Origin of the sequence: Vibrio mytili, assembly GCF_000830505.1 — a bacterium.
Lineage (GTDB): Bacteria > Pseudomonadota > Gammaproteobacteria > Enterobacterales > Vibrionaceae > Vibrio > Vibrio mytili.
In genome coordinates, this window is the sequence record NZ_JXOK01000003.1 from 19,644 (window position 1) to 40,551 (window position 20,908).

A 20,908-nucleotide genomic window follows, 5' to 3' on the forward strand; every position below is an offset into this window, starting at 1 on the left:
AGTCGATTGTGTCCATGCAAAGCGCATCATTTACGGTCTGGATAAACTGCGCAACGCAACGACCAGCTATTTTGTTCACTATGCAAATGAAAAGTAATACTTTGTCAATCTGATTGCTTTTCTATCCGCTACCCAGCACAATCTGAGACAAATAAGATTTTATTATACCTATTTCATTCGAATATGCTTAACTGCAAAACTTAGAATTAAGCGCGGTTTAGCCAGAAATAGGTGTATGACATCACACTGTGACCCATACGAGTAAAAAAACTTGGTCAATCAAGGAACTTTCTTATTCAGACTGTAGTCACAATAGTGCTCAAGTAAGCAGTGGTGTCAATACTACGTTTTGCATAATTAGTACCCATATCTGAGAAGAGTAGGGGCATAACAAATAGGAGTATCCGCTCGAATGAACGAGCAGCTGACCGATCAAGTATTGATTGAGCGAGTTCAGAATGGTGATAAGCAAGCATTCAATCTGTTAGTAACTAAATACCAGAACAAAGTATGCAACCTTATTTCCAGATACGTAAGTAATCCTGGCGATGTACCAGATGTAGCACAAGAAGCGTTTATCAAGGCTTACCGAGCTATTCCCAGTTTTCGTGGGGAAAGTGCTTTTTATACATGGCTGTATCGCATTGCGGTGAATACTGCGAAAAATCACATTGTGGCTCAAGGGCGTAGACCCCCAGCGACAGATGTTGATGCTGAAGATGCTGAATTTTACGAAACAGGTAGTGCACTTAAAGAAATTTCGAACCCTGAGAACTTAACGTTGTCCAAAGAATTGCAACGGGTTGTGTTCAGTGCAATCGAAGCGTTACCTGAAGATTTAAAAACAGCGATGACATTGCGAGAGCTTGATGGCTTGAGCTATGAAGAAATCGCTGAAGTGATGGATTGCCCGGTAGGAACGGTACGCTCACGTATCTTCCGTGCTCGTGAGGCGGTGGAAAAGAAAATTAAACCTCTTTTACAGCGTTAGTACAAGTAACAACTATGGTGAAAATAATGGCTGACAAACAAAAACTTTCAGCTCTCATGGATGGAGAATTGGTCGATAAGGCTTTAATTCAAGAATTAGAGCAAGACCAAGAGAGCCGTGAAGCTTGGCAAAACTATCACCTGATTGGTGATGTGATGCGAGGCGAAGCACCAGCGAAGCTAGAGTGGAGTATTGCTGAAAGCGTAGCGTTAGCGTTAGAAAACGAACCTGAGCATCGAGCGATTGATTCGCACAATGCCAATGTTGTCTCAATTTCTGATGCGCCAAAAGAGTCGCAACCAGAGCCGAGAAAAGCCAAACGTCAGCTGCCAAGTTGGTTGACTCAGTTTGGTCAGGTTGCTGTTGCTGCGTGTGTATCGATGGTGGTGATTTTAGGCGTACAACAGTACGGTGGCGGTGACTCAGGAATGCCACAAACCGAACAGTTACCAGTGTTGCAAACGGTTCCATTTGCTGGAAGTGCTGAGCCGGTAAGTTTAACTCGTGAGTCCATGGAACGCTCGGTGAGTGAGGCAAATATGCAGGAGCAGCGTAAGCGTGTTCATGCTATGCTGCGAGATTACGAATTGCAGTTGAGAATCAACAGTGATGCTTCTCAGCAAGATGCACATCTGACTCCGGATATTGAATGAAAAAATTTCTGATCAGCGCTTGCGCTCTGTTCAGTATGATGTCTTCGCAAGCCTTTGCCAGTGATAAGCCGGCGGAGGCTTTATTGCATCAAATGAGCGAGGCGAGTAACAACTTAAGCTACGAACTTTCTTATATCCTTATTAGGAAAAGCAGTATTGAGCCTTTACTGTATCGTCATGCGACTCACGGTGAGGACCAGTATGCGCACCTTGTGTATTTAAGCGGTCCTGTTAGGGAAGTGATCCGTCGCGGCAGCGAAATCAGTTACATAGAAACTGGTACGGAACCTTTTACAATAGAGTCGGGGAAAATGGTTGCGCCAACCATGCCAATGCTGAATAGCAATATCGATGAGTTAAACCGTTACTACGACTATGTCCAGGTCGGGCGTGCGCGTGAATCGGGCGTAGCGACACAAGTTTTACGTATTGTGCCGAAAGACGGGATGCGTTATTCCTACATGTTGTGGATTGATGAGAAAAGTAAGCTTCCTTTGCGTGCAGATCTTGTCGATCGTGATGGTGAAATGCTCGAGCAATACCGAACCATCGCATATACTGTAAACCCCAAAATTGCCGAATTAATGAGCGGCTTGCAAGATGTGCAACTACCTGCTGTTCTCACGATGCCAAAAGGTGATGTTGGAACCAGTAATTGGCATGTCGGATGGACACCCGATGGGTTTGAACCAAACGAGTTGAATCGTTACCGTATGGCCGTCACCGATCAAATGGTTGAAAGTCAATTGTATTCTGACGGCTTATTTAGTTTTTCTGTTTATGTAGCAAATAGAGATGAGCACTCATTGAAAGGGCAGCTTGTTCGACAGGGCCGAAGAACGTTACACAGTTTTGTCAGCGGTAACTATGAAATTTCGGTTGTGGGCGATATACCGCCAGCTACAGCACAACGCATAGCTCAGTCTGTCACATTCGATGTCGCAAAGAGTGAATTGCCATGATGACAGCATTGGCTACCGTGACAGGTGTTCACCGAAACGGTCAACAATACGAAATTGATTTAAGCTGTGAGCAACAAACCAGTTGCAGTAGTTGCTCTTCACAGAAAAGCTGTGGCACGGGCGTGGTCACCAAAGCGGTGGGAAACAAAAGTCTGTTTTGGAACCTCACTACTGAACAGTCAGTGCAAGTGGGACAGGTCGTGGAAATTGGCTTTCCTGAAGACAGCCTGATCAAATCGGCAATGGCGGTCTATTTGTTGCCATTGTTCGGTTTAATCATTGGCGCGATGCTGGGCCATTTTTTATTGTTACCGATCGTTGCTGGCGGTGAGGGGATTGTCATCTTATCCTCATTTGTATTTGCTGCTGGTGGCGTATGGATTGCGAAACGACTCTCTCGCCCGCTGGAGGCACAGTCAAAGCAGCAGGTCACGCTTATTCGTATTCTTGGTGAACCGATCCTTTAAAGCCTCTCGTCTTAAACTCGCACTTAAATTAGGTGCGCCCGCTCATTAAATTCGGTAGAATCTGCCAACTTGATTGAAATGCCGTCAGACGATGGCTTTCATACTGTCCCAATTTGTAAAGAGTTAGTCAGCCTAAATCTATGAAGCACATTCGTAACTTTTCGATTATCGCCCACATCGACCATGGTAAGTCGACCCTATCTGACCGTCTAATCCAAGTTTGTGGAGGATTAAGCGATCGTGAAATGGCCGCACAGGTTCTGGATTCTATGGATCTTGAACGTGAGCGTGGTATCACCATTAAATCTCAGAGTGTGACGCTTAACTACACGGCAAAAGACGGTGAGACTTATCAGCTGAACTTCATCGATACTCCGGGGCACGTAGACTTTGCTTATGAAGTTTCTCGCTCTCTGGCAGCTTGTGAAGGCGCACTTTTGGTCGTTGACGCGGGTCAGGGTGTTGAAGCGCAGACATTGGCGAACTGTTACACCGCGATCGAGATGGATCTTGAAGTCGTCCCTATTCTCAATAAAATCGATTTGCCGGCTGCTGATCCTGAGCGCGTGGCAGAAGAAATTGAAGAAATTGTTGGTATTGATGCAATGGAAGCGACCCGCTGTTCTGCGAAGACAGGTATTGGGGTTGATGACGTGTTAGAAAATATCGTATCGGCAATTCCTGCACCAGAAGGTGATCCAAAAGCCCCATTGCAAGCACTGATCATCGACTCATGGTTTGACAATTACCTAGGTGTTGTTTCTCTAGTCCGTATCAAAAATGGTGTTCTAAAGAAAAACGACAAGATCAAAGTCATGAGCACAGGCCAAACGTGGGGTGTAGACCGTTTGGGCATCTTCACACCTAAACGTGTGGACACCGATGTTCTTAATACTGGCGAAGTAGGCTGGGTTGTTTGTGGTATTAAAGACATCCTAGGCGCGCCCGTTGGCGATACGCTGACACAGGCGAAAAATGGCAGTGAAAAGCCATTACCAGGCTTTAAGAAAGTAAAGCCTCAGGTATACGCAGGTCTGTTTCCAGTTTCATCTGACGATTATGAAAACTTCCGTGATGCCTTAGGCAAGTTAAGTCTTAATGATGCATCACTATTCTACGAGCCAGAAAACTCTGCGGCTCTGGGCTTTGGTTTCCGTTGTGGTTTCCTTGGCATGCTGCACATGGAAATTATCCAAGAGCGTCTGGAGCGTGAATACGATCTTGACTTGATTACTACGGCGCCAACCGTAGTGTATGAAGTAAAAGAAACCAACGGTAACTTATTATATGTTGATAGCCCGGCAAAACTGCCTGCTGTTAACGATATCGAAGAAATTCGTGAGCCAATCGCGCGTTGTAATATCCTTGTGCCTTCTGAGTACTTAGGTAACGTAATCACACTGTGTGTTGAGAAGCGTGGTACGCAGGTGGATATGGTATATCACGGTAACCAAGTTGCAGTGACTTACGATATTCCAATGGCAGAAGTGGTGCTTGATTTCTTCGATCGACTAAAATCGACGTCTCGTGGCTACGCTTCATTGGATTACAACTTCCAACGCTTTGAAGCCTCAAATATGGTACGTGTCGATGTATTACTCAACGGTGATACGGTTGATGCACTGGCGATGATTACTCATAAAGATCAGTCACAGACGCGTGGCCGTCAGTTGGTTGAGAAGATGAAAGAGTTCATCCCACGTCAAATGTTTGATATCGCGATTCAAGCAGCGATCGGTAACCACATTATTGCACGCTCGACGGTGAAACAGTTACGTAAGAACGTTATCGCAAAATGTTACGGTGGTGATGTGAGCCGTAAGAAAAAGCTTCTTAAGAAACAAAAAGAAGGTAAAAAGCGTATGAAGCAGATTGGTAACGTCGAACTGCCGCAAGAAGCATTCTTGGCGATTCTTCATGTCGGTAAAGATTAATACTAATCGTAGTAAATCAAGCGTCATGAACAATGGCGTTTGGTATTAGTTGAACTTTACTCCACCTTTGTCGGTCATAAGACGTTAGAACTTAAAATAAGTGAAAGAGTTGATGCTCTTTCACTTTCGCATTTTTAGATAAGGGAATTTAATGGCGAATACATTCTCACTGATTTTGGTTATCGTGACTTTGGTAACTGGAGTTGTTTGGCTACTGGAAAAACTGGTTTTTGCAAAGAAACGTCAGGAAAAAGTAGCGGAAGTCGAAGCGCAAACAGCCAATGGTTTAGATGCGGTAACCTTGCAGAAAGTGGAGCGCCAACCTTGGTGGGTTGAAAACAGCGTATCTATTTTCCCTGTGATCGCATTTGTCCTTATTTTGCGCTCTTTCATCTACGAACCGTTTCAAATCCCATCAGGCTCAATGATGCCGACGTTATTGGTTGGCGACTTTATCTTGGTAGAAAAATATGCCTATGGTCTCAAAGACCCTGTGTGGCGAAATCAACTTGTTGAAACTGGCAAGCCAGAACGTGGTGATATTGTCGTCTTTAAGTACCCACCTCATCCAAGCATTGATTACATAAAGCGTGTAGTTGGTCTTCCAGGTGATGTTGTTCGCTATACCGGTGACAAACAGCTGTGCATTCAGAGTCAAGGTGATGGAGCATGTAAGCCTGTCAAACTGAGTAATGTTGAAGAAAGCCAGTTCGTTTCAAATGGTATCCCAATGATCCAAATGGATGAAAAATTGGGTAATGTTGAACATAATATTTTGGTTAACCCTCTGGTTCGTAATCACGTGGAGCAGTACTTTCCACGCAGTGGTACAACAGAATGGGTTGTTCCTCAAGGTCAGTACTTTGTGATGGGGGATAACCGTGACAACAGTGCTGATAGCCGATACTGGGGCTTTGTTCCAGAAGCCAACTTAGTTGGCAAAGCTGTTGCCATTTGGATTAGCTTCGAATTTGAGCGTGGCGCAGATAGCATTTTACCGTCATGGATTCCGACTGGTGTGCGTTTCAACCGCATCGGTGGTATCCACTAACTTCTCGTCATATTTGAGGTTGTAGCCTTGTTGACTACATTAATCCACCGGATCGCCGGCTGCCCTAATAACACGGTATGTCTATGCTATTGAGGCTGAATTTATTTGTCGCTTAGCTGCAACTCCAACTATATAGAGAAATAAACATTGATATCGAGAGAGTATGACTTCTCCAATTGATAAACTAGAACGAATGCTCGGCTACCAATTCAAAGATGCCGAGCTGATTAACTTGGCGCTGACTCACCGCAGCGCTAATAGTAAGCATAATGAACGTCTTGAGTTTCTGGGCGATTCAATTTTAAGTTTTGTCATCGCTGATGATCTCTACCATCGTTTTCCTAAAGTAAATGAAGGTGATATGAGTCGTATGCGCGCAACACTTGTTCGCGGACACACATTGGCGGAACTGGGTCGTGAGTTCGACCTAGGAGATTATTTAAAATTAGGTCCAGGTGAATTGAAGAGTGGCGGCTTTCGACGTGACTCTATTTTAGCCGACGCAGTAGAAGCGATTATCGGTGCAATTTACCTTGATAGTGATCTTGAAGCCGTGCGTGGCATTGTGCTGAGCTGGTATAAAACTCGTCTTGAAGCGATTAAACCGGGTGTTTCACAAAAAGATCCTAAAACTCGCCTTCAAGAGTTCCTGCAAGGTAGAAGAAAACCGCTGCCTGTGTATACAGTGACTAATATTAAAGGTGAAGCACACAACCAAGAGTTTACGGTTGAGTGTGAAGTTGCAGGTGTGGATAAACCTGTAATCGGCAAAGGCACCAGCCGCCGCAAGGCAGAACAGGCGGCAGCGGAAACAGCATTAGAGCAATTAACGAATGGCTGATAACGAATTTGATATTGATGCATTTTTTGCATCACACGGTGAAGTAAGCTCACCAGAAAACCAGCATTGTGGCTTTATTGCCATCGTTGGTCGACCGAACGTGGGTAAATCGACCCTACTAAACAAAATTCTCGGTCAGAAGATTTCCATTACATCTCGTAAGCCACAGACAACGCGTCACCGCATCATGGGTGTCGATACCGATGGTGATTATCAAGCGATTTATGTGGATACGCCAGGACTGCACATTGAAGAAAAACGTGCAATCAACCGCTTGATGAACCGTGCTGCAAACTCGTCATTGAGTGATGTCAACTTGGTGTTTTTCTTAGTCGATGGGACGCATTGGACCAAAGACGATGAAATGGTGCTGACCAAGCTACAAAAATCGAACTTCCCAGTGGTATTGTGCGTCAATAAAGTTGACAACGTACAAGATCGCAATGAAGTGATGCTGCACATGGCGGACATGTCCAAGAAAATGGACTTTGTTGATGTCGTACCAATTTCCGCCAAGCAAGGTAAGAACATCGATGTGCTTCGTAAGCATGTTCGTGAGCATTTACCCCAAGCAACGCACCACTTCCCTGAAGAGTATGTCACAGACCGCTCACAGCGCTTTATGGCATCGGAAATCGTGCGTGAAAAACTGATGCGCTTTACCGGTGAAGAATTACCTTACTCCGTTACGGTCGAAATCGAACGCTTCGATTACAACCCAGACACAGACGGCTTCCATATCAATGCCTTGATTCTGGTTGAGCGTAATGGTCAGAAGAAAATGGTGATTGGTAAAGGTGGTGAAAAAATCAAAACCATCGGTCGTGAAGCTCGTTTAGATATGGAAGAGCTTTTCGGGCGCAAAGTTTACCTAGAAACCTGGGTTAAAGTGAAATCCGGTTGGGCTGACGACGAACGAGCACTGCGCTCTCTGGGTTATATTGACGACCTATAAATAGTTCGATTAGCCACCAATATCGATTAGAATAAGGAGCCACTTGGCTCCTTATTTTTTATTTTCATACTTTTGGGCACACTGATCCAGATAGGCATTATTAGGCACAGCAATAGAAATGAGTAATTTGTCTGCAGAAGGCTTACAGCGCTGTTTTGTCCTGCACCGGCGCCCTTACAGTGAATCGAGCTTAATTCTTGATGTTTTTAGTGAAGAGTATGGTCGTATCACGTTGATGGCGAAAGGGGCTCGCAGTAAACGCTCAAACCTTAAAGGTGCATTGCAACCTTTTACGCCTTTATTACTTAAATGGTCCGGTAAAGGCTCAATGAAAACCTTACGCCAAGCTGAACCCATTAGTCTTGGCTTGCCTCTTACTGGCATCAATCTTTACTCTGCCTTATATGTGAATGACTGATAGGTCGAGTGTTAATGGCCGAAGTGCCAATGCCGGCGCTGTTTCACGATTATCTACATGCGTTAACCGAGCTGGCTCAGTGTACCAACCCAGAGCCAGCACTGCGCCGTTTTGAATTGGCTTTGCTTTCTGCGCTGGGATATGGAGTCGACTTTTTGCATTGTGCTGGTACTGGTGAGGCAGTGGAGTCTGATATGACGTACCGTTACCGGGAGCAAAAAGGGTTCATTGCATCAGTGAGGCACGATAATCTGACATTTTTAGGCAATGAATTGATTGCGATCAGTGAGCGCCGATTTGTTACGAAAGAGCAGTTAAAAGCGGCAAAACGCTTTACACGTATAGCACTAAAGCCGTATCTTGGCGGCAAACCTTTAAAAAGTCGTGAATTGTTTATTCAGACATCCAGAGCACGGAGTAATGGAAAATGAGCTCAATCTATTTAGGCGTTAATATCGACCATATCGCTACTTTGCGTAATGCACGCGGAACCAAGTACCCAGATCCAGTTCATGCTGCGGAAATCGCAGAGCGAGCAGGGGCGGACGGTATTACCATTCACTTGCGTGAAGACCGTCGCCATATTTTAGACCGTGATGTTCGTATTTTGCGTGAAACGCTCCAGACTCGCATGAATCTGGAAATGGCGGTCACTGACGAAATGGTTGAGATTGCGCTCCAGACTAAGCCTGAGTTTGTGTGTCTGGTTCCAGAAAAGCGCGAAGAGCTGACCACAGAAGGTGGCTTAGATGTTGTTGGTCAATTGGATAAGATCAAAGCAGCCACTAAAAAGTTGACCAAAGCGGGCATTAAAGTGTCTTTGTTCATCGACGCGGATCGTCAGCAGATCGAAGCGGCCAAAAAATGCGGTGCGCCTTTTATCGAGTTGCACACGGGGCATTACGCCGACGCGACGAATGAAGACGATCAGCAAGCGGAACTGAAAAAAATCGCCGCAGGCGCAAGCTACGCAGATGATTTGGGTATCATCGTCAACGCAGGTCATGGCCTGACGTACCATAACGTTGCACCCATTGCCGCACTACCAGAAATTTATGAATTGAACATTGGTCACTCTATCATTGGCCGTGCGGTGTTCGATGGCTTAGAAAAAGCAGTGGCTGATATGAAAGCCATCATGATCGAAGCTCGCAAGTAATCAGGCATTCCTGATGGCTATTGTAGGGTTAGGTACCGACATCGCAGAAATTGAACGTATTGAAAAAGCACTGAGCCGAAGTGGTGAAGCGTTTGCTCAACGGATTTTATCAGAAACCGAAATGGCCAAGTTTTCATTGCTCAAACAAAAAGCTCGCTACCTTGCTAAACGTTTTGCGGTAAAAGAGGCAGCTTCTAAAGCATTGGGAACAGGAATCGCGAAGGGAGTGACATTCCACGACTTCACCGTTTGCAATGATGCGCTAGGCAAGCCTGTTGTTACACTCTCTGGCGTCGCGAAACAAATGGCCGCTCAGATGGGGGTGAAGCATATTCACTTGTCGATATCAGATGAACGTCATTATGCCGTTGCGACGGTGATTTTCGAGTCGTAAGTCATATCATTGGTGTTAAATAACGGCTCATTCTCGATGGTCAAACGTGGTTGATAACGTCGTTAACTTCTCATTGCTATGATGTGCGGATAGGAATAAAAAACCAGAGCCACATTTCACGCTCTGGTTTTTTGTGTAAGCCTAGTTACTGAGCTAGGTACAATTTTGCTGTAGTGGTCACTTTAATCATCTCATCTTGTAACTCGAACATTTCAGGTTCCACTTCTTCGATGGTTGCACCTGAGCGCAGTGCTTTTTCAAGTGTCGCGCATAAAGTTTTCAACCTTGGAACTCCGCAATAAGAACTGCTGCCATGCAGTTTGTGAACCAAATGAATCAAATCATCACGAGAGAAATGACTGTCTTCTAACGCTTGCTCGACCGCGCTATCCACTTCTGGGATAAAATCGACCAACATCTGTAGCATTTCTTTGGCTAAATCTTCCTTGTTGGCGCTTTGTTTTAGCGCGGCTTGCCAATCGATAATGATATCTTGTTGCTCATTGCCCGTACTTGCTGATTTTTTGCTGTCTTGAACATCAACATAAGAAGGCGCGATCTTATCAATTGTTTCTGAGCAAGCATTCGGGTTCCAGTGCATCAATACTTGCTGGAGTACATGTTCCTCAATCGGCTTGGTTAGGTAATCATCCATTCCTGCTGCCAGTAAGCGCTCCCGTTCTCCCTCCATCGCGTGTGCAGTCACGGCAATAACAGGCGTATCTTTGTTGAGTTCCAGCTGCTTAATATGTTTACACGCGGTGACGCCATCCATTTGTGGCATTTGGATATCCATGAAAATTAAATCGTATTTCTTTTCGGTCGCGAGGTTGACCGCTTGTTGCCCATTGGTGCAAGAGGTGACCGTTTCAACGCGTTCTTTTAGTAGGGCGGCGATCAGTTTTAAGTTGGCTGGGTTATCGTCGACGGCTAAAACTGTTAATGGCAGCCGCTCTTCTTCCTGCGTCGAAATAATGGGAGCCATTAATGCTTGAGGTGACTCGATATGTTCGCTAATTAAGCTTTGTAATAGTTTTCTTCGCGATATTGGCTTGGTCAGACACTGAACGTTATGCTCGATCATGATTTGATCGGCAAGCGCTAGCTCGGTACTTGGTGTTCCCATAATGACACTCGGTGCGAAATGTTTGGCTTGCTCTATGAGCGCGGACACCGATTGTTCGTCGTAAGTTTGATTGGCCGCCAGATTAAGTACGACGTAGTCATATTGCTCATCATTGTCTGGCAAAGTTGGTCGGTAGGTCACGATGACGCCTTCTTGACCTAACAGCTGCTGAGTGACGGAGGCGGCTTGCATATTTGGCTCAACCAACAGTAATTGCTTGTTCGTTAACAGCTCCAAATCGAGCAGCTCGCTCATCGGCATGTCGGTCGCATGGAGATGTAAGGTAAACCAGAACGTAGATCCTTGGTGAAGGCGACTGGTCAAGCTGATTTCGCCCCCCATTTGACTCACCAACTTCTGGGTGATGACCAACCCAAGTCCTGTGCCACCATAGCGGCGTGAAATGCTGGCATCGGCTTGGCTAAAGGCTTGGAACAGCTGAGCTTGTTGACGTTCAGAAATACCGATCCCTGTATCTCGCACCATAAACTGTAACTCGACAGAATCATCGACTTGCGATCGCATCTCGACACTAATATCAATGTTGCCGCGTTCGGTAAATTTGATGGAGTTCCCAACCAAATTAGTCAATACCTGTTGAATACGTAGGGGGTCACCGATTAAACCTGACGGTATTTTCGGATCGATTTTGAGGGTAATTTCGAGTCCTTTCTCGTGTGCGCTGGTCGCTTGCAAACTAATGACTTCTTCTAAGCTCTCTCGGAAATCAAACGGAATGTTTTCCAATGCGAGCTTACCAGCTTCAAGCTTCGAAAAGTCGAGAATGTCATTAATGATATTTAATAGGTTATTTGCTGATTTTTCAATGGTTTGAAGATAATCGGTTTGGCTGTTTGAAAGGTGTGTCTTTAGCATTTGGCGAGTAAAGCCAATTACGCCATTCAGTGGCGTACGCAATTCGTGCGACATGTTTGCCAGGAATTCTGACTTAACCCGAGCGGCTTCCTGAGCTCGTTTCTTAGCAATGTCTAATTCGACGTTCTGAATTTCTAACTGTTCTAAGGTTTCCCGTAGATCTGACGTCGCTTGGTCTATGCTGTGTTGCATCTCCATATGGTATTCAGACAATGAGACTGCCATGCGTTAATGCCGTTTTTCAGTTGATCCAGCTCGCCGTGCATTTTTCCTTCAATCCGCACATCCAAATGCCCCCGACGAATGCGGTCGACGACGTTTTTCATATGGGTGATGGGTTGAGTGACATCATGCATCAGGCGAGAGGCAAAGACACTGGCAAGGCCGAGGCCTAAAATAAGAACTAAAAAGGCAGAAAAGATTTCTTGGTATTGCTGCAGGCGCAGAGAAGATAAGTCTAATTCGACCGCAATGTAACCAATCGCTCTGGTACCTTGATCTTGATGGGAAAGTTCTGAGCTAGAGTAACCGTCAGTTAAAATGGGAACACGTAATATTAAAGAGTGATCGTAGGTTTCAGAGTCACCAAGCTTAGGTATCGGTTTGTCCTTGGGGAACATCAGAGCTTCAAAGTTCGGATGGAAGTTTGATGTCACAAACAATTCATGATGAGAATCAAACACCGCGATACTACGCACTAGCTTAGAGTTCTTGCGGTGCGCGTAACTGATTAAGCGGCGGACGGATTCGCGGCTTTCAGACAGTAAATGTTCTTCGCTAGCGATCGCAAGTGGCTCAATGATGCTGTTGCCGGTTGTGATGACTTGTTTCTCAAGATCTTGGTAGCGGTTAAATGAGAAAAAACCGCTCAGTAATAAGCCAATAATGAGAGTAGGGGCGAGAGTTAGTGTTATCACACGAGCTCGTAAGCATATCTGGTCATGTTATCTAATTACATCGGAGTCTGGATATGGGAAAATAACGCACTAATGTTCCACTCCATAGAGTGCGGGAACAGAGGAGTGACGTCATCGAATAAACGATAAGCATAATCAAGTCACTCGAATCACACAACGGCTGCAGTCAATAATAGTGAAGCTGTAGGGCAATTAGACACAAATCAGGCACAGAGCATGGCACGTATTTTTCAACCCAAAAAGAAAACTCAACTTAACACTCGCCATCAATCGGTGCTGGTGGAGCGTTTGGATCATCAGGGTGCTGGTATTGCATACCTCAAGAAAAAGCCACTATTTATCGATGGAGCACTACCTAACGAGGAAGTCGTGACTCAATTGGTGGAAGAAAAAAGTAAGTTTGCTCGTGGTAAGCTGATCAAAATACTCAAACCGAGTGAGGCGCGAGTTACGCCTTTCTGCCCTTATTATGATGAGTGTGGCGGATGTGACCTGCAACATTTGGATTATGACCAACAATTGACGTACAAACAGCAGACGCTGCGTCAGTTAATGCGAAAATTCGCAGGCAGTGATATTGAGCTTGATGCCCCTGTGTTGGGCGAGGGCTTAGGTTACCGTCGCCGAGCTCGAGTTAGCTTGTTTGTCGATAAGAAAACACGCCAGTTGCAATTTGGCTTTCGTAAAAAGCAGAGCAAACATATCACTCAGGTGACAGACTGTGCCGTATTAGCCCCGGCTTTAAATACGTTACTGCCTGAAATATACGCTATTTTGAAAACATTTAAAAAACCTGAACAGTTAGGACATGTTGAGCTCGTTTTGGGTGACAATGGTCCTTGTATTACTTTGCGTCACATGAGTAAGCTGACTGAGCTTGAAGTGAACGCATTACGTGAGCTTGCGAAACGTCACCAGGCATCACTGTATCTGATGCCAAAGGCCGATCAACTTGATCTAATTGAAGGGCAGCCCCCTTTCTATCAAGAGGCCGGGGTCAAAGTGCCATTTACGCCTAACAACTTTATTCAGGTTAACCAAGCGATAAACCGTCAAATGGTTGAGCAAGCCATCTTATGGTTAGATCCACAATCAAGCGATCGAGTGCTGGACTTGTTCTGTGGCCTCGGTAACTTCAGCTTACCGATAGCAAAGCTGGTTCAACAGGTAGTCGGCGTCGAAGGCGTGGCGGACATGGTCGACAAAGCAGCAAATAACGCATTATTGAACCAAATCAATAACGCGCAGTTTTATCACGCTAACCTTGAACAGGATTTTGAAGGGCAAGATTGGGCCAACGCGCATTTCGACAAAATACTCCTCGATCCAGCCCGAGCAGGGGCGAGTGGGATCGTCGATCAAGTTTCACAGTTCGGGGCACAGCGTGTAGTTTATGTTTCTTGTAATCCTGCTACCCTTGCAAGGGACAGTCAGAGCTTACTAGAGCAAGGCTACAAATTAACCCGATTAGGTATGTTAGACATGTTCCCTCATACCAGTCATTTAGAATCAATGGCCTTGTTTGAGAAAATTGATGCTTAGTGAGAGACGAACGAATATTTAGGCCTTTACTTGTGGTGGGTCAAAAAACAGCGTTCAGCACTGATGAAAGAACGAATTTGGACGGTAATAGTCAAACCACACGAATATAATAATTAGGACGATGAAATGGTTGCGGTAAGAAGCGCACATTTAAACCAAAATGAACAGTTTGAACTTGAGCAATGGGTGGCTAGCCTAGGGCAAGAGAAAAGCATAGCAAAGCGCTTAATCGAGGTGTATCGGGATTGTCAAGCCATCTTGATCGATCACGAACAAGCCGAACTGCTGCTTTGGCGCGGTCGAGAAATGATCGAAATCTTGATCACGTTATCGATGGACAAAGCGACGCTCGTCGCTGCACAACTGTTCCCTTTAGTTTCAAGTGGTGCTTTTGACAGAGAGCTGCTAGAAGAAAAATACAGCAAAGAAATCATCAAGCTGATTGATGGTGTTGAGGAAATGGCGGCCATTGGCCAGCTGAACGTCAATATGGAAGGCAGTGCTGCATCGTCTCAGGTCGACAATGTGCGTCGCATGTTGCTTGCCATGGTTGATGACTTTCGTTGCGTGGTTATCAAGCTAGCAGAACGAATTTGCAACCTGATCGAAGTGAAAAAAGCGCCTGATGAAGTTCGACGCGCTGCGGCGAAAGAGTGTGCCAATATTTATGCGCCGTTGGCTAACCGTCTTGGTATCGGTCAGCTCAAATGGGAAATCGAAGATTACGCCTTCCGTTATCAGCAACCCGATACGTACAAGCAAATTGCGAAGCAGTTAGCCGAGCGACGTATTGTCCGTGAGCAATACATCAAAGACTTTGTTGATGATCTTACTCAGGAAATGCAAGTTTCAGGCATTAATGCCGAAGTGAGTGGGCGTCCGAAGCATATCTACAGCATCTGGCGTAAAATGCAGAAGAAGAGCTTGGCATTTGATGAATTGTTTGACGTTCGTGCGGTACGTATCATTGCCGACAAACTGCAAGATTGCTATGCAGCATTAGGCGTTGTCCATACCAAATACAAGCATTTGCCAAGCGAGTTTGATGATTACGTCGCAAACCCGAAACCCAATGGTTACCAGTCGATTCATACCGTGATTCTCGGCCCTGAAGGGAAAACCATCGAAATTCAGATTCGTACCAAGCAAATGCATGAGGAATCGGAACTCGGTGTTGCTGCTCACTGGAAATACAAAGAAGGGGCAACAGTCCGTAGCGGCTACGATGAGAAAATTACTTGGTTACGCAAATTGCTTGATTGGCAAGAAGAGATGTCTGATTCCGGTGAAATGCTGGATGAGCTTCGCAGTCAAGTATTTGATGATCGTGTTTACGCGTTTACCCCGCGTGGGGATGTGGTCGACTTACCGATGGGAGCAACGCCATTAGACTTTGCCTACCATATCCACTCAGAAGTGGGCCACCGTTGTATTGGTGCCAAAGTGGGCGGACGAATCGTTCCCTTTACCCATAAGCTTCACATGGGAGACCAAGTTGAAATCATCACTTCAAAAGAGCCAAATCCGTCGCGTGATTGGTTAAACCCTTCACTGGGCTTTGTCCATTCCGGTCGTGCACGTGCCAAGATCAACGCCTGGTTCCGTAAACAAAGCCGTGAGAAAAACCTAGAAGCGGGCAGAGAAATTCTCGAGCACGAACTGGTTAAAATTGGCGCGACAATGAAAGATGCCGAGCGGTATGCGCTGCAGCGCTTCAACGTCAAATCGGCCGATGAGCTGTTTGTCGGTGTGGGCAGTGGTGATCTACGTATTAACCAGATCATCAATCACATCAACGCACTGGTCAACAAACCAACCGCGGAAGAAGAAGATCAACAAGCGCTCGAAAAACTTAAAGAAGCCGGACAGAAAACGCCAGCGCACAGCCGCCCTAAGAAAGATGCGGTAGTCGTAGAAGGTGTTGATAACTTAATGACGCACCTCGCTCGTTGTTGTCAACCCATACCTGGTGATGAAATTTGTGGTTACATCACTCAAGGACGAGGTATATCCGTTCACCGCAGTGACTGCGAGCAGTTAGAGGAACTTCGTCATCACGCGCCAGAGCGGATCATAGATACCGTCTGGGGAAGTGGTTTTGTTGGTTCTTATATTCTTACCGTTCGTGTAGAAGCGATGGAGCGAGGCGGTTTGCTCAAAGACATCACCACCTTGTTTGCCAACGAAAAAATCAAAGTAACCAGCATGAAGAACCGTGTCGATTATCGTCGTCAGTTAGCCATCATGGACTTTGATCTCGAAGTGACTAATATCGAGGTTCTTTCTCGCGTGTCGAAACGGGTTGAGCAAATAAAAGATGTGATGACGGTGAAACGTCTCGGCTAAAACTCTCGTCATAGTTATTGTTGTAGCGTTGTTGACTGCACGCACTCACTCCATCACATGGTGAACCATGCTCAGGAGTCTTACAATATTACCGCCTTGTTAGAAGAACCAACTACTTAGCAAAAATAGAGATATGAAAATTTATAAGGTGAGTGGTGATGCTGCTCGCCTTTTTGTTTTTAGGAATCCTGATTTAAAGGAACATTTTGTTTTAAGGGAAAGTATATGAACCATCCAATTGAACAGCTTGAAGCGATTATGGCGCAGTTGCGTGATCCAGAGAGTGGTTGTCCGTGGGATCTGAAGCAGAGCTTCGACACCATTGTGCCGCATACGCTAGAAGAAACGTATGAAGTTGTCGATGCAATTCAGAATCGCGATTGGCCCAACCTCAAAGAAGAACTGGGTGATTTGCTGTTTCAGGTGATTTTTTATAGCCAGTTGGCGAAAGAACAGGAACTGTTTGATTTTTCAGATGTAGTGGAAACGGTTAATGAAAAACTGACTCGACGCCATCCGCACGTTTTTTCCGACGTTACTTTCGACTCTGACGACGAAATTAATGCTAATTGGGAAGCGGAAAAAGCAAAAGAAAAAGTTCAAGTAGGCAAACAAGAAGAAAGTATCCTAGACTCAATACCAAATGCGTTACCGGCACTTTTACGTGCTACAAAAATCCAAAAAAAATGTGCGAGAGTAGGGTTTGATTGGGACTCTCTCGGCCCAGTAGTGGCTAAGGTGCACGAAGAGATTGATGAGGTGATGGAAGAGGCTTTACAAGTCGAAGTCGATGAGGAAAAAGTCGCATTAGAGCTGGGGGATTTATTATTTGCCACAGTTAATTTGGCTCGTCATTTAGGTCAAAACCCTGAAGTGGCATTGGGCAAGGCCAATCTAAAGTTTGCTAAGCGCTTTAAGCAAGTGGAGTTGAAAGTAGCCTGTTCTGGTAAAGAATTGAACGATTGTAGTTTGTCTGAGCTTGATGCGTTTTGGAATGAAGTCAAAGCTGAAGAATCGAGACAAAATTAAATTGCATTATTATTTATGAGACAAGCGGTTGTTTATGAATGTTTTTTATGAGAAAAGTTATTGGTTTTGAGACCGGTTTGACTCGTCACCCATCTTAGGGGGTTACTTTCTCTCTGCTCACTTTGATTTGAAGCAAAAAATAAAAAATTGCACTGTGATAGATTTCACGTTGTGGCGGTAAGGAGCTTCTGGTATATTTATCTCCCGTCCAGAAGCACTCCATTTCCCTCATTCAACCAATTTCAGGTTAAACATGACGACAAATTACATTTTTGTTACTGGCGGGGTTGTATCCTCTCTAGGTAAAGGTATTGCAGCAGCATCTCTTGCGGCTATTCTAGAAGCTCGTGGTCTTAAAGTGACTATGATGAAGCTTGACCCTTACATCAACGTTGATCCGGGCACAATGAGCCCAACTCAACACGGTGAAGTGTTCGTCACGGAAGATGGCGCAGAGACTGACCTTGACCTTGGTCACTACGAGCGTTTCATCCGCACCAAAATGACTAAGCGTAACAACTTCACTGCTGGTCGTGTTTATGCCGACGTACTTCGTAAAGAACGTCGTGGTGATTACCTAGGCGCAACCATTCAGGTTATCCCTCATATCACTAATGCTATCAAAGACCGTGTTATCGCTGGCTCCGAAGGTCACGATGTGGCTATCGTTGAAGTAGGCGGTACTGTCGGTGATATCGAATCACTCCCATTTATGGAAGCGATCCGTCAATTGGCTGTTGAGCTAGGCCGTGAGCGCGCAATGTTCATGCACTTAACGCTGGTACCTTACCTAGCGGCTGCTGGTGAAGTAAAAACTAAGCCGACTCAACATTCAGTTAAAGAGCTGCTTTCTATTGGTATTCAGCCTGACATCTTGGTGTGTCGTTCAGACCGTGCGATTCCAGCCAATGAACGCAAGAAGATTGCGCTATTCTGTAACGTGTCAGAAAAAGCCGTGATTTCAATGAAGGATGTAGATTCGATCTACAAGATCCCGCAATTGATTAAGTCTCAAGGTCTTGATGATTTAGTCTGCACTCGTTTTGGTATTAATGCGCCAGAAGCTGACCTGTCAGAATGGGAACAGGTTATCTATGAAGAAGCCAACCCAACGGGTGAAGTGACCATCGGCATGGTCGGTAAGTACATTGAACTGCCAGATGCGTACAAGTCGGTTAACGAAGCGCTTAAGCATGCAGGTTTGAAAAACCGTTTGAATGTCACGATTAAGTACGTTGACTCACAAGATATTGAAACCCGTGGTGTCGAACTGCTAGAAGGTTTAGATGCGATTCTTGTTCCTGGTGGTTTCGGTGATCGCGGTGTAGAAGGTAAAATCCTTGCGGCTCAATATGCTCGCGAAAACAAAGTACCATACCTTGGCATTTGTCTAGGTATGCAAGTTGCCCTTATCGAATACGCACGTAACGTTGCGGGTATGGAAGGAGCACATTCAACAGAATTTAACAAAGAGACCAAGTATCCTGTGGTAGGTTTGATCACAGAGTGGGTCGATGAAGAAGGTAACGTAGAAGAGCGTACCGAAAAATCTGACCTTGGTGGTACTATGCGTCTTGGTTCACAGCTTTGTCACCTAACCAAAGGAACAAAAGCGTACGAATTATACGGCAGTGCGACGATTCATGAGCGTCACCGTCATCGTTATGAAGTGAACAATGTTCTTCGTCCTAAAATTGAGAAAGCAGGGCTAAAAGTCTCTGGTTTGTCTGCGGACAAAAAACTGGTGGAAATGATCGAAAACCCTGCACACCCATGGTTTGTAGCGGCGCAATTCCACCCTGAATTCACATCGACGCCTCGCGATGGTCACCCATTGTTTGCAGGCTTCGTTAAAGCTGCGGGTCAATTCTCACGCGGTGAATTCGAGAAGTAAGCAAAAGGATACGGGTGGCGGAGAAGGTTGTTCTGCTACCCTTTAAAATTGACATTTATATTTGAAACGAGAGGAAACATTAATGTCTAAGATCGTTAAAGTTCTAGGTCGTGAAATCATCGACTCACGTGGTAACCCAACTGTAGAAGCTGAAGTACACCTAGAAGGCGGTTTCGTAGGTATGGCAGCAGCTCCATCTGGTGCTTCTACTGGTTCTCGCGAAGCTCTTGAGCTACGTGACGGTGACAAAGCACGTTTCCTAGGTAAAGGTGTTCTTAAAGCTGTTGAAGCTGTAAACGGCCCAATCGCTGAAGCTCTAGTTGGCAAAGACGCTAAAGACCAAGCTGCAATCGACGCAGTAATGATCGAACTAGACGGCACTGAAAACAAATCTAAATTTGGTGCTAACGCAATCCTAGCGGTTTCTCTAGCAAACGCAAAAGCTGCAGCAGCAGCGAAAGGCATGCCTCTATACGAGCACATTGCTGAGCTAAACGGCACAGCTGGTCAATTCTCTATGCCTCTACCAATGATGAACATCATCAACGGTGGTGAGCACGCAGACAACAACGTTGACATCCAAGAGTTCATGATCCAACCAGTTGGTGCTAAGACTCTTAAAGAAGGTCTACGTATTGGCGCTGAAGTATTCCACAACCTAGCTAAAGTTCTTAAGTCTAAAGGCTACAGCACTGCAGTTGGTGACGAAGGTGGTTTCGCTCCTAACCTTAAGTCTAACGCTGAAGCTCTAGAAGTTATCGCAGAAGCTGTTGCAGCTGCTGGTTACGAACTAGGTAAAGACGTGACTCTTGCTATGGACTGTGCAGCATCTGAGTTCTTCGACAAAGAAGCTGGCATCTACAACATGAAAGGCGAAGGTAAAACTTTCACTTCTGAAGAGTTTAACCACTACCTAGCTGAGCTAGCTAACCAATTCCCAATCGTTTCTATCGAAGACGGTCTAGACGAGTCTGACTGGGATGGCTTCAAGCACCAAACTGAACTACTAGGTGACAAGCTTCAACTAGTAGGTGACGACCTGTTCGTTACTAACACTAAGATTCTTGCTGAAGGTATCGAGAAAGGCGTTGCTAACTCTATCCTTATCAAATTCAACCAAATCGGTTCTCTAACTGAGACTCTAGCTGCAATTAAGATGGCTAAAGATGCAGGTTACACAGCAGTAATCTCTCACCGTTCTGGCGAAACTGAAGATGCAACTATCGCTGACCTAGCGGTAGGTACTGCTGCAGGTCAAATCAAAACTGGTTCTATGAGCCGTTCTGACCGTGTTGCTAAGTACAACCAACTAATCCGTATCGAGGAAGCTCTAGGTGAGCGCGCTCCTTTCAA

The 20,908-nt window shown here is 45.4% G+C and carries 17 protein-coding genes and 1 pseudogene; 16 read left to right on the forward strand and 2 right to left on the reverse strand.

Annotation, left to right across the window (positions count from 1 at the left end):
• Positions 1-412: 412 nt before the first annotated feature.
• The 11 genes and pseudogenes from rpoE (at position 413) to acpS (ending at position 9,825) form a co-directional block, all read left to right on the forward strand.
• Positions 413-991 carry an RNA polymerase sigma factor RpoE gene (rpoE, locus tag SU60_RS00500; RefSeq protein WP_014233001.1) on the forward strand — a complete coding sequence of 193 codons (579 nt, stop codon included), beginning with the start codon at positions 413-415 and terminating at the stop codon, positions 989-991.
• A gap of 26 nt (positions 992-1,017) precedes the next feature.
• A complete protein-coding gene (locus tag SU60_RS00505) occupies positions 1,018-1,644 on the forward strand; it encodes a sigma-E factor negative regulatory protein (RefSeq protein WP_041153838.1) in 627 nt (208 codons plus the stop codon).
• Entirely contained in the window at positions 1,641-2,606 is a 966-nt protein-coding gene (rseB, locus tag SU60_RS00510; protein ID WP_041153839.1) for a sigma-E factor regulatory protein RseB, read from the forward strand. Before SU60_RS00505 ends, rseB begins: the two co-directional genes overlap by 4 nt.
• On the forward strand, positions 2,603-3,073 hold the full coding sequence (locus SU60_RS00515; protein ID WP_041153840.1) for a SoxR reducing system RseC family protein: 471 nt from the start codon (positions 2,603-2,605) through the stop codon (positions 3,071-3,073). Before rseB ends, SU60_RS00515 begins: the two co-directional genes overlap by 4 nt.
• Positions 3,074-3,213: 140 nt before the next feature.
• Positions 3,214-5,007, forward strand: a complete 1,794-nt coding sequence (gene lepA / locus SU60_RS00520; protein WP_041153841.1) for a translation elongation factor 4 — start codon at positions 3,214-3,216, stop codon at positions 5,005-5,007.
• Between the two features lie 151 nt (positions 5,008-5,158).
• A complete protein-coding gene (gene lepB / locus SU60_RS00525) occupies positions 5,159-6,058 on the forward strand; it encodes a signal peptidase I (RefSeq protein ID WP_041153842.1) in 900 nt (299 codons plus the stop codon).
• 163 nt (positions 6,059-6,221) lie between these two features.
• Positions 6,222-6,899, forward strand: a complete 678-nt coding sequence (gene rnc / locus SU60_RS00530) for a ribonuclease III (RefSeq protein WP_041153843.1) — start codon at positions 6,222-6,224, stop codon at positions 6,897-6,899.
• Positions 6,892-7,854 (forward strand): GTPase Era, encoded by a 963-nt coding sequence (era, locus tag SU60_RS00535; protein WP_041153844.1) that lies wholly within the window; start codon positions 6,892-6,894, stop codon positions 7,852-7,854. Before rnc ends, era begins: the two co-directional genes overlap by 8 nt.
• A gap of 118 nt (positions 7,855-7,972) precedes the next feature.
• Positions 7,973-8,703 (forward strand): annotated as a pseudogene (gene recO / locus SU60_RS00540) (DNA repair protein RecO).
• Positions 8,700-9,431, forward strand: a complete 732-nt coding sequence (gene pdxJ / locus SU60_RS00545; RefSeq protein ID WP_041153845.1) for a pyridoxine 5'-phosphate synthase — start codon at positions 8,700-8,702, stop codon at positions 9,429-9,431. Before recO ends, pdxJ begins: the two are co-directional and overlap by 4 nt.
• A gap of 13 nt (positions 9,432-9,444) precedes the next feature.
• Positions 9,445-9,825 carry a holo-ACP synthase gene (acpS, locus tag SU60_RS00550; protein WP_041153846.1) on the forward strand — a complete coding sequence of 127 codons (381 nt, stop codon included), beginning with the start codon at positions 9,445-9,447 and terminating at the stop codon, positions 9,823-9,825.
• A 145-nt stretch (positions 9,826-9,970) separates the two neighbouring features.
• Here acpS and barA read toward each other — a convergent pair whose 3' ends face one another.
• Positions 9,971-12,052, reverse strand: coding sequence for a two-component sensor histidine kinase BarA (barA, locus tag SU60_RS00555; RefSeq protein ID WP_425337363.1), 2,082 nt, complete (start codon positions 12,050-12,052; stop codon positions 9,971-9,973).
• Entirely contained in the window at positions 12,004-12,744 is a 741-nt protein-coding gene (locus SU60_RS22800) for a HAMP domain-containing protein (protein WP_425337364.1), read from the reverse strand. The genes barA and SU60_RS22800 overlap by 49 nt, the downstream gene beginning before the upstream one ends.
• A 216-nt stretch (positions 12,745-12,960) precedes the next feature.
• On the opposite strand from SU60_RS22800, the gene rlmD reads away from it, so the two are divergent.
• From rlmD to eno, 5 genes are all read left to right on the forward strand, one after another.
• Positions 12,961-14,286 (forward strand): 23S rRNA (uracil(1939)-C(5))-methyltransferase RlmD, encoded by a 1,326-nt coding sequence (gene rlmD, locus SU60_RS00560; protein ID WP_041153847.1) that lies wholly within the window; start codon positions 12,961-12,963, stop codon positions 14,284-14,286.
• A gap of 126 nt (positions 14,287-14,412) precedes the next feature.
• Complete coding sequence (gene relA, locus SU60_RS00565; protein WP_041153848.1) at positions 14,413-16,632, forward strand: GTP diphosphokinase; 2,220 nt, start codon at positions 14,413-14,415, stop codon at positions 16,630-16,632.
• 225 nt (positions 16,633-16,857) lie between these two features.
• On the forward strand, positions 16,858-17,661 hold the full coding sequence (gene mazG, locus SU60_RS00570; RefSeq protein ID WP_041153849.1) for a nucleoside triphosphate pyrophosphohydrolase: 804 nt from the start codon (positions 16,858-16,860) through the stop codon (positions 17,659-17,661).
• Positions 17,662-17,914: 253 nt separating this feature from the next.
• Positions 17,915-19,555 carry a CTP synthase gene (locus SU60_RS00575; protein WP_041153850.1) on the forward strand — a complete coding sequence of 547 codons (1,641 nt, stop codon included), beginning with the start codon at positions 17,915-17,917 and terminating at the stop codon, positions 19,553-19,555.
• A gap of 82 nt (positions 19,556-19,637) precedes the next feature.
• Positions 19,638-20,908: phosphopyruvate hydratase (eno, locus tag SU60_RS00580; protein WP_041153851.1), on the forward strand; the 1,271-nt coding region annotated here is incomplete at its 3' end.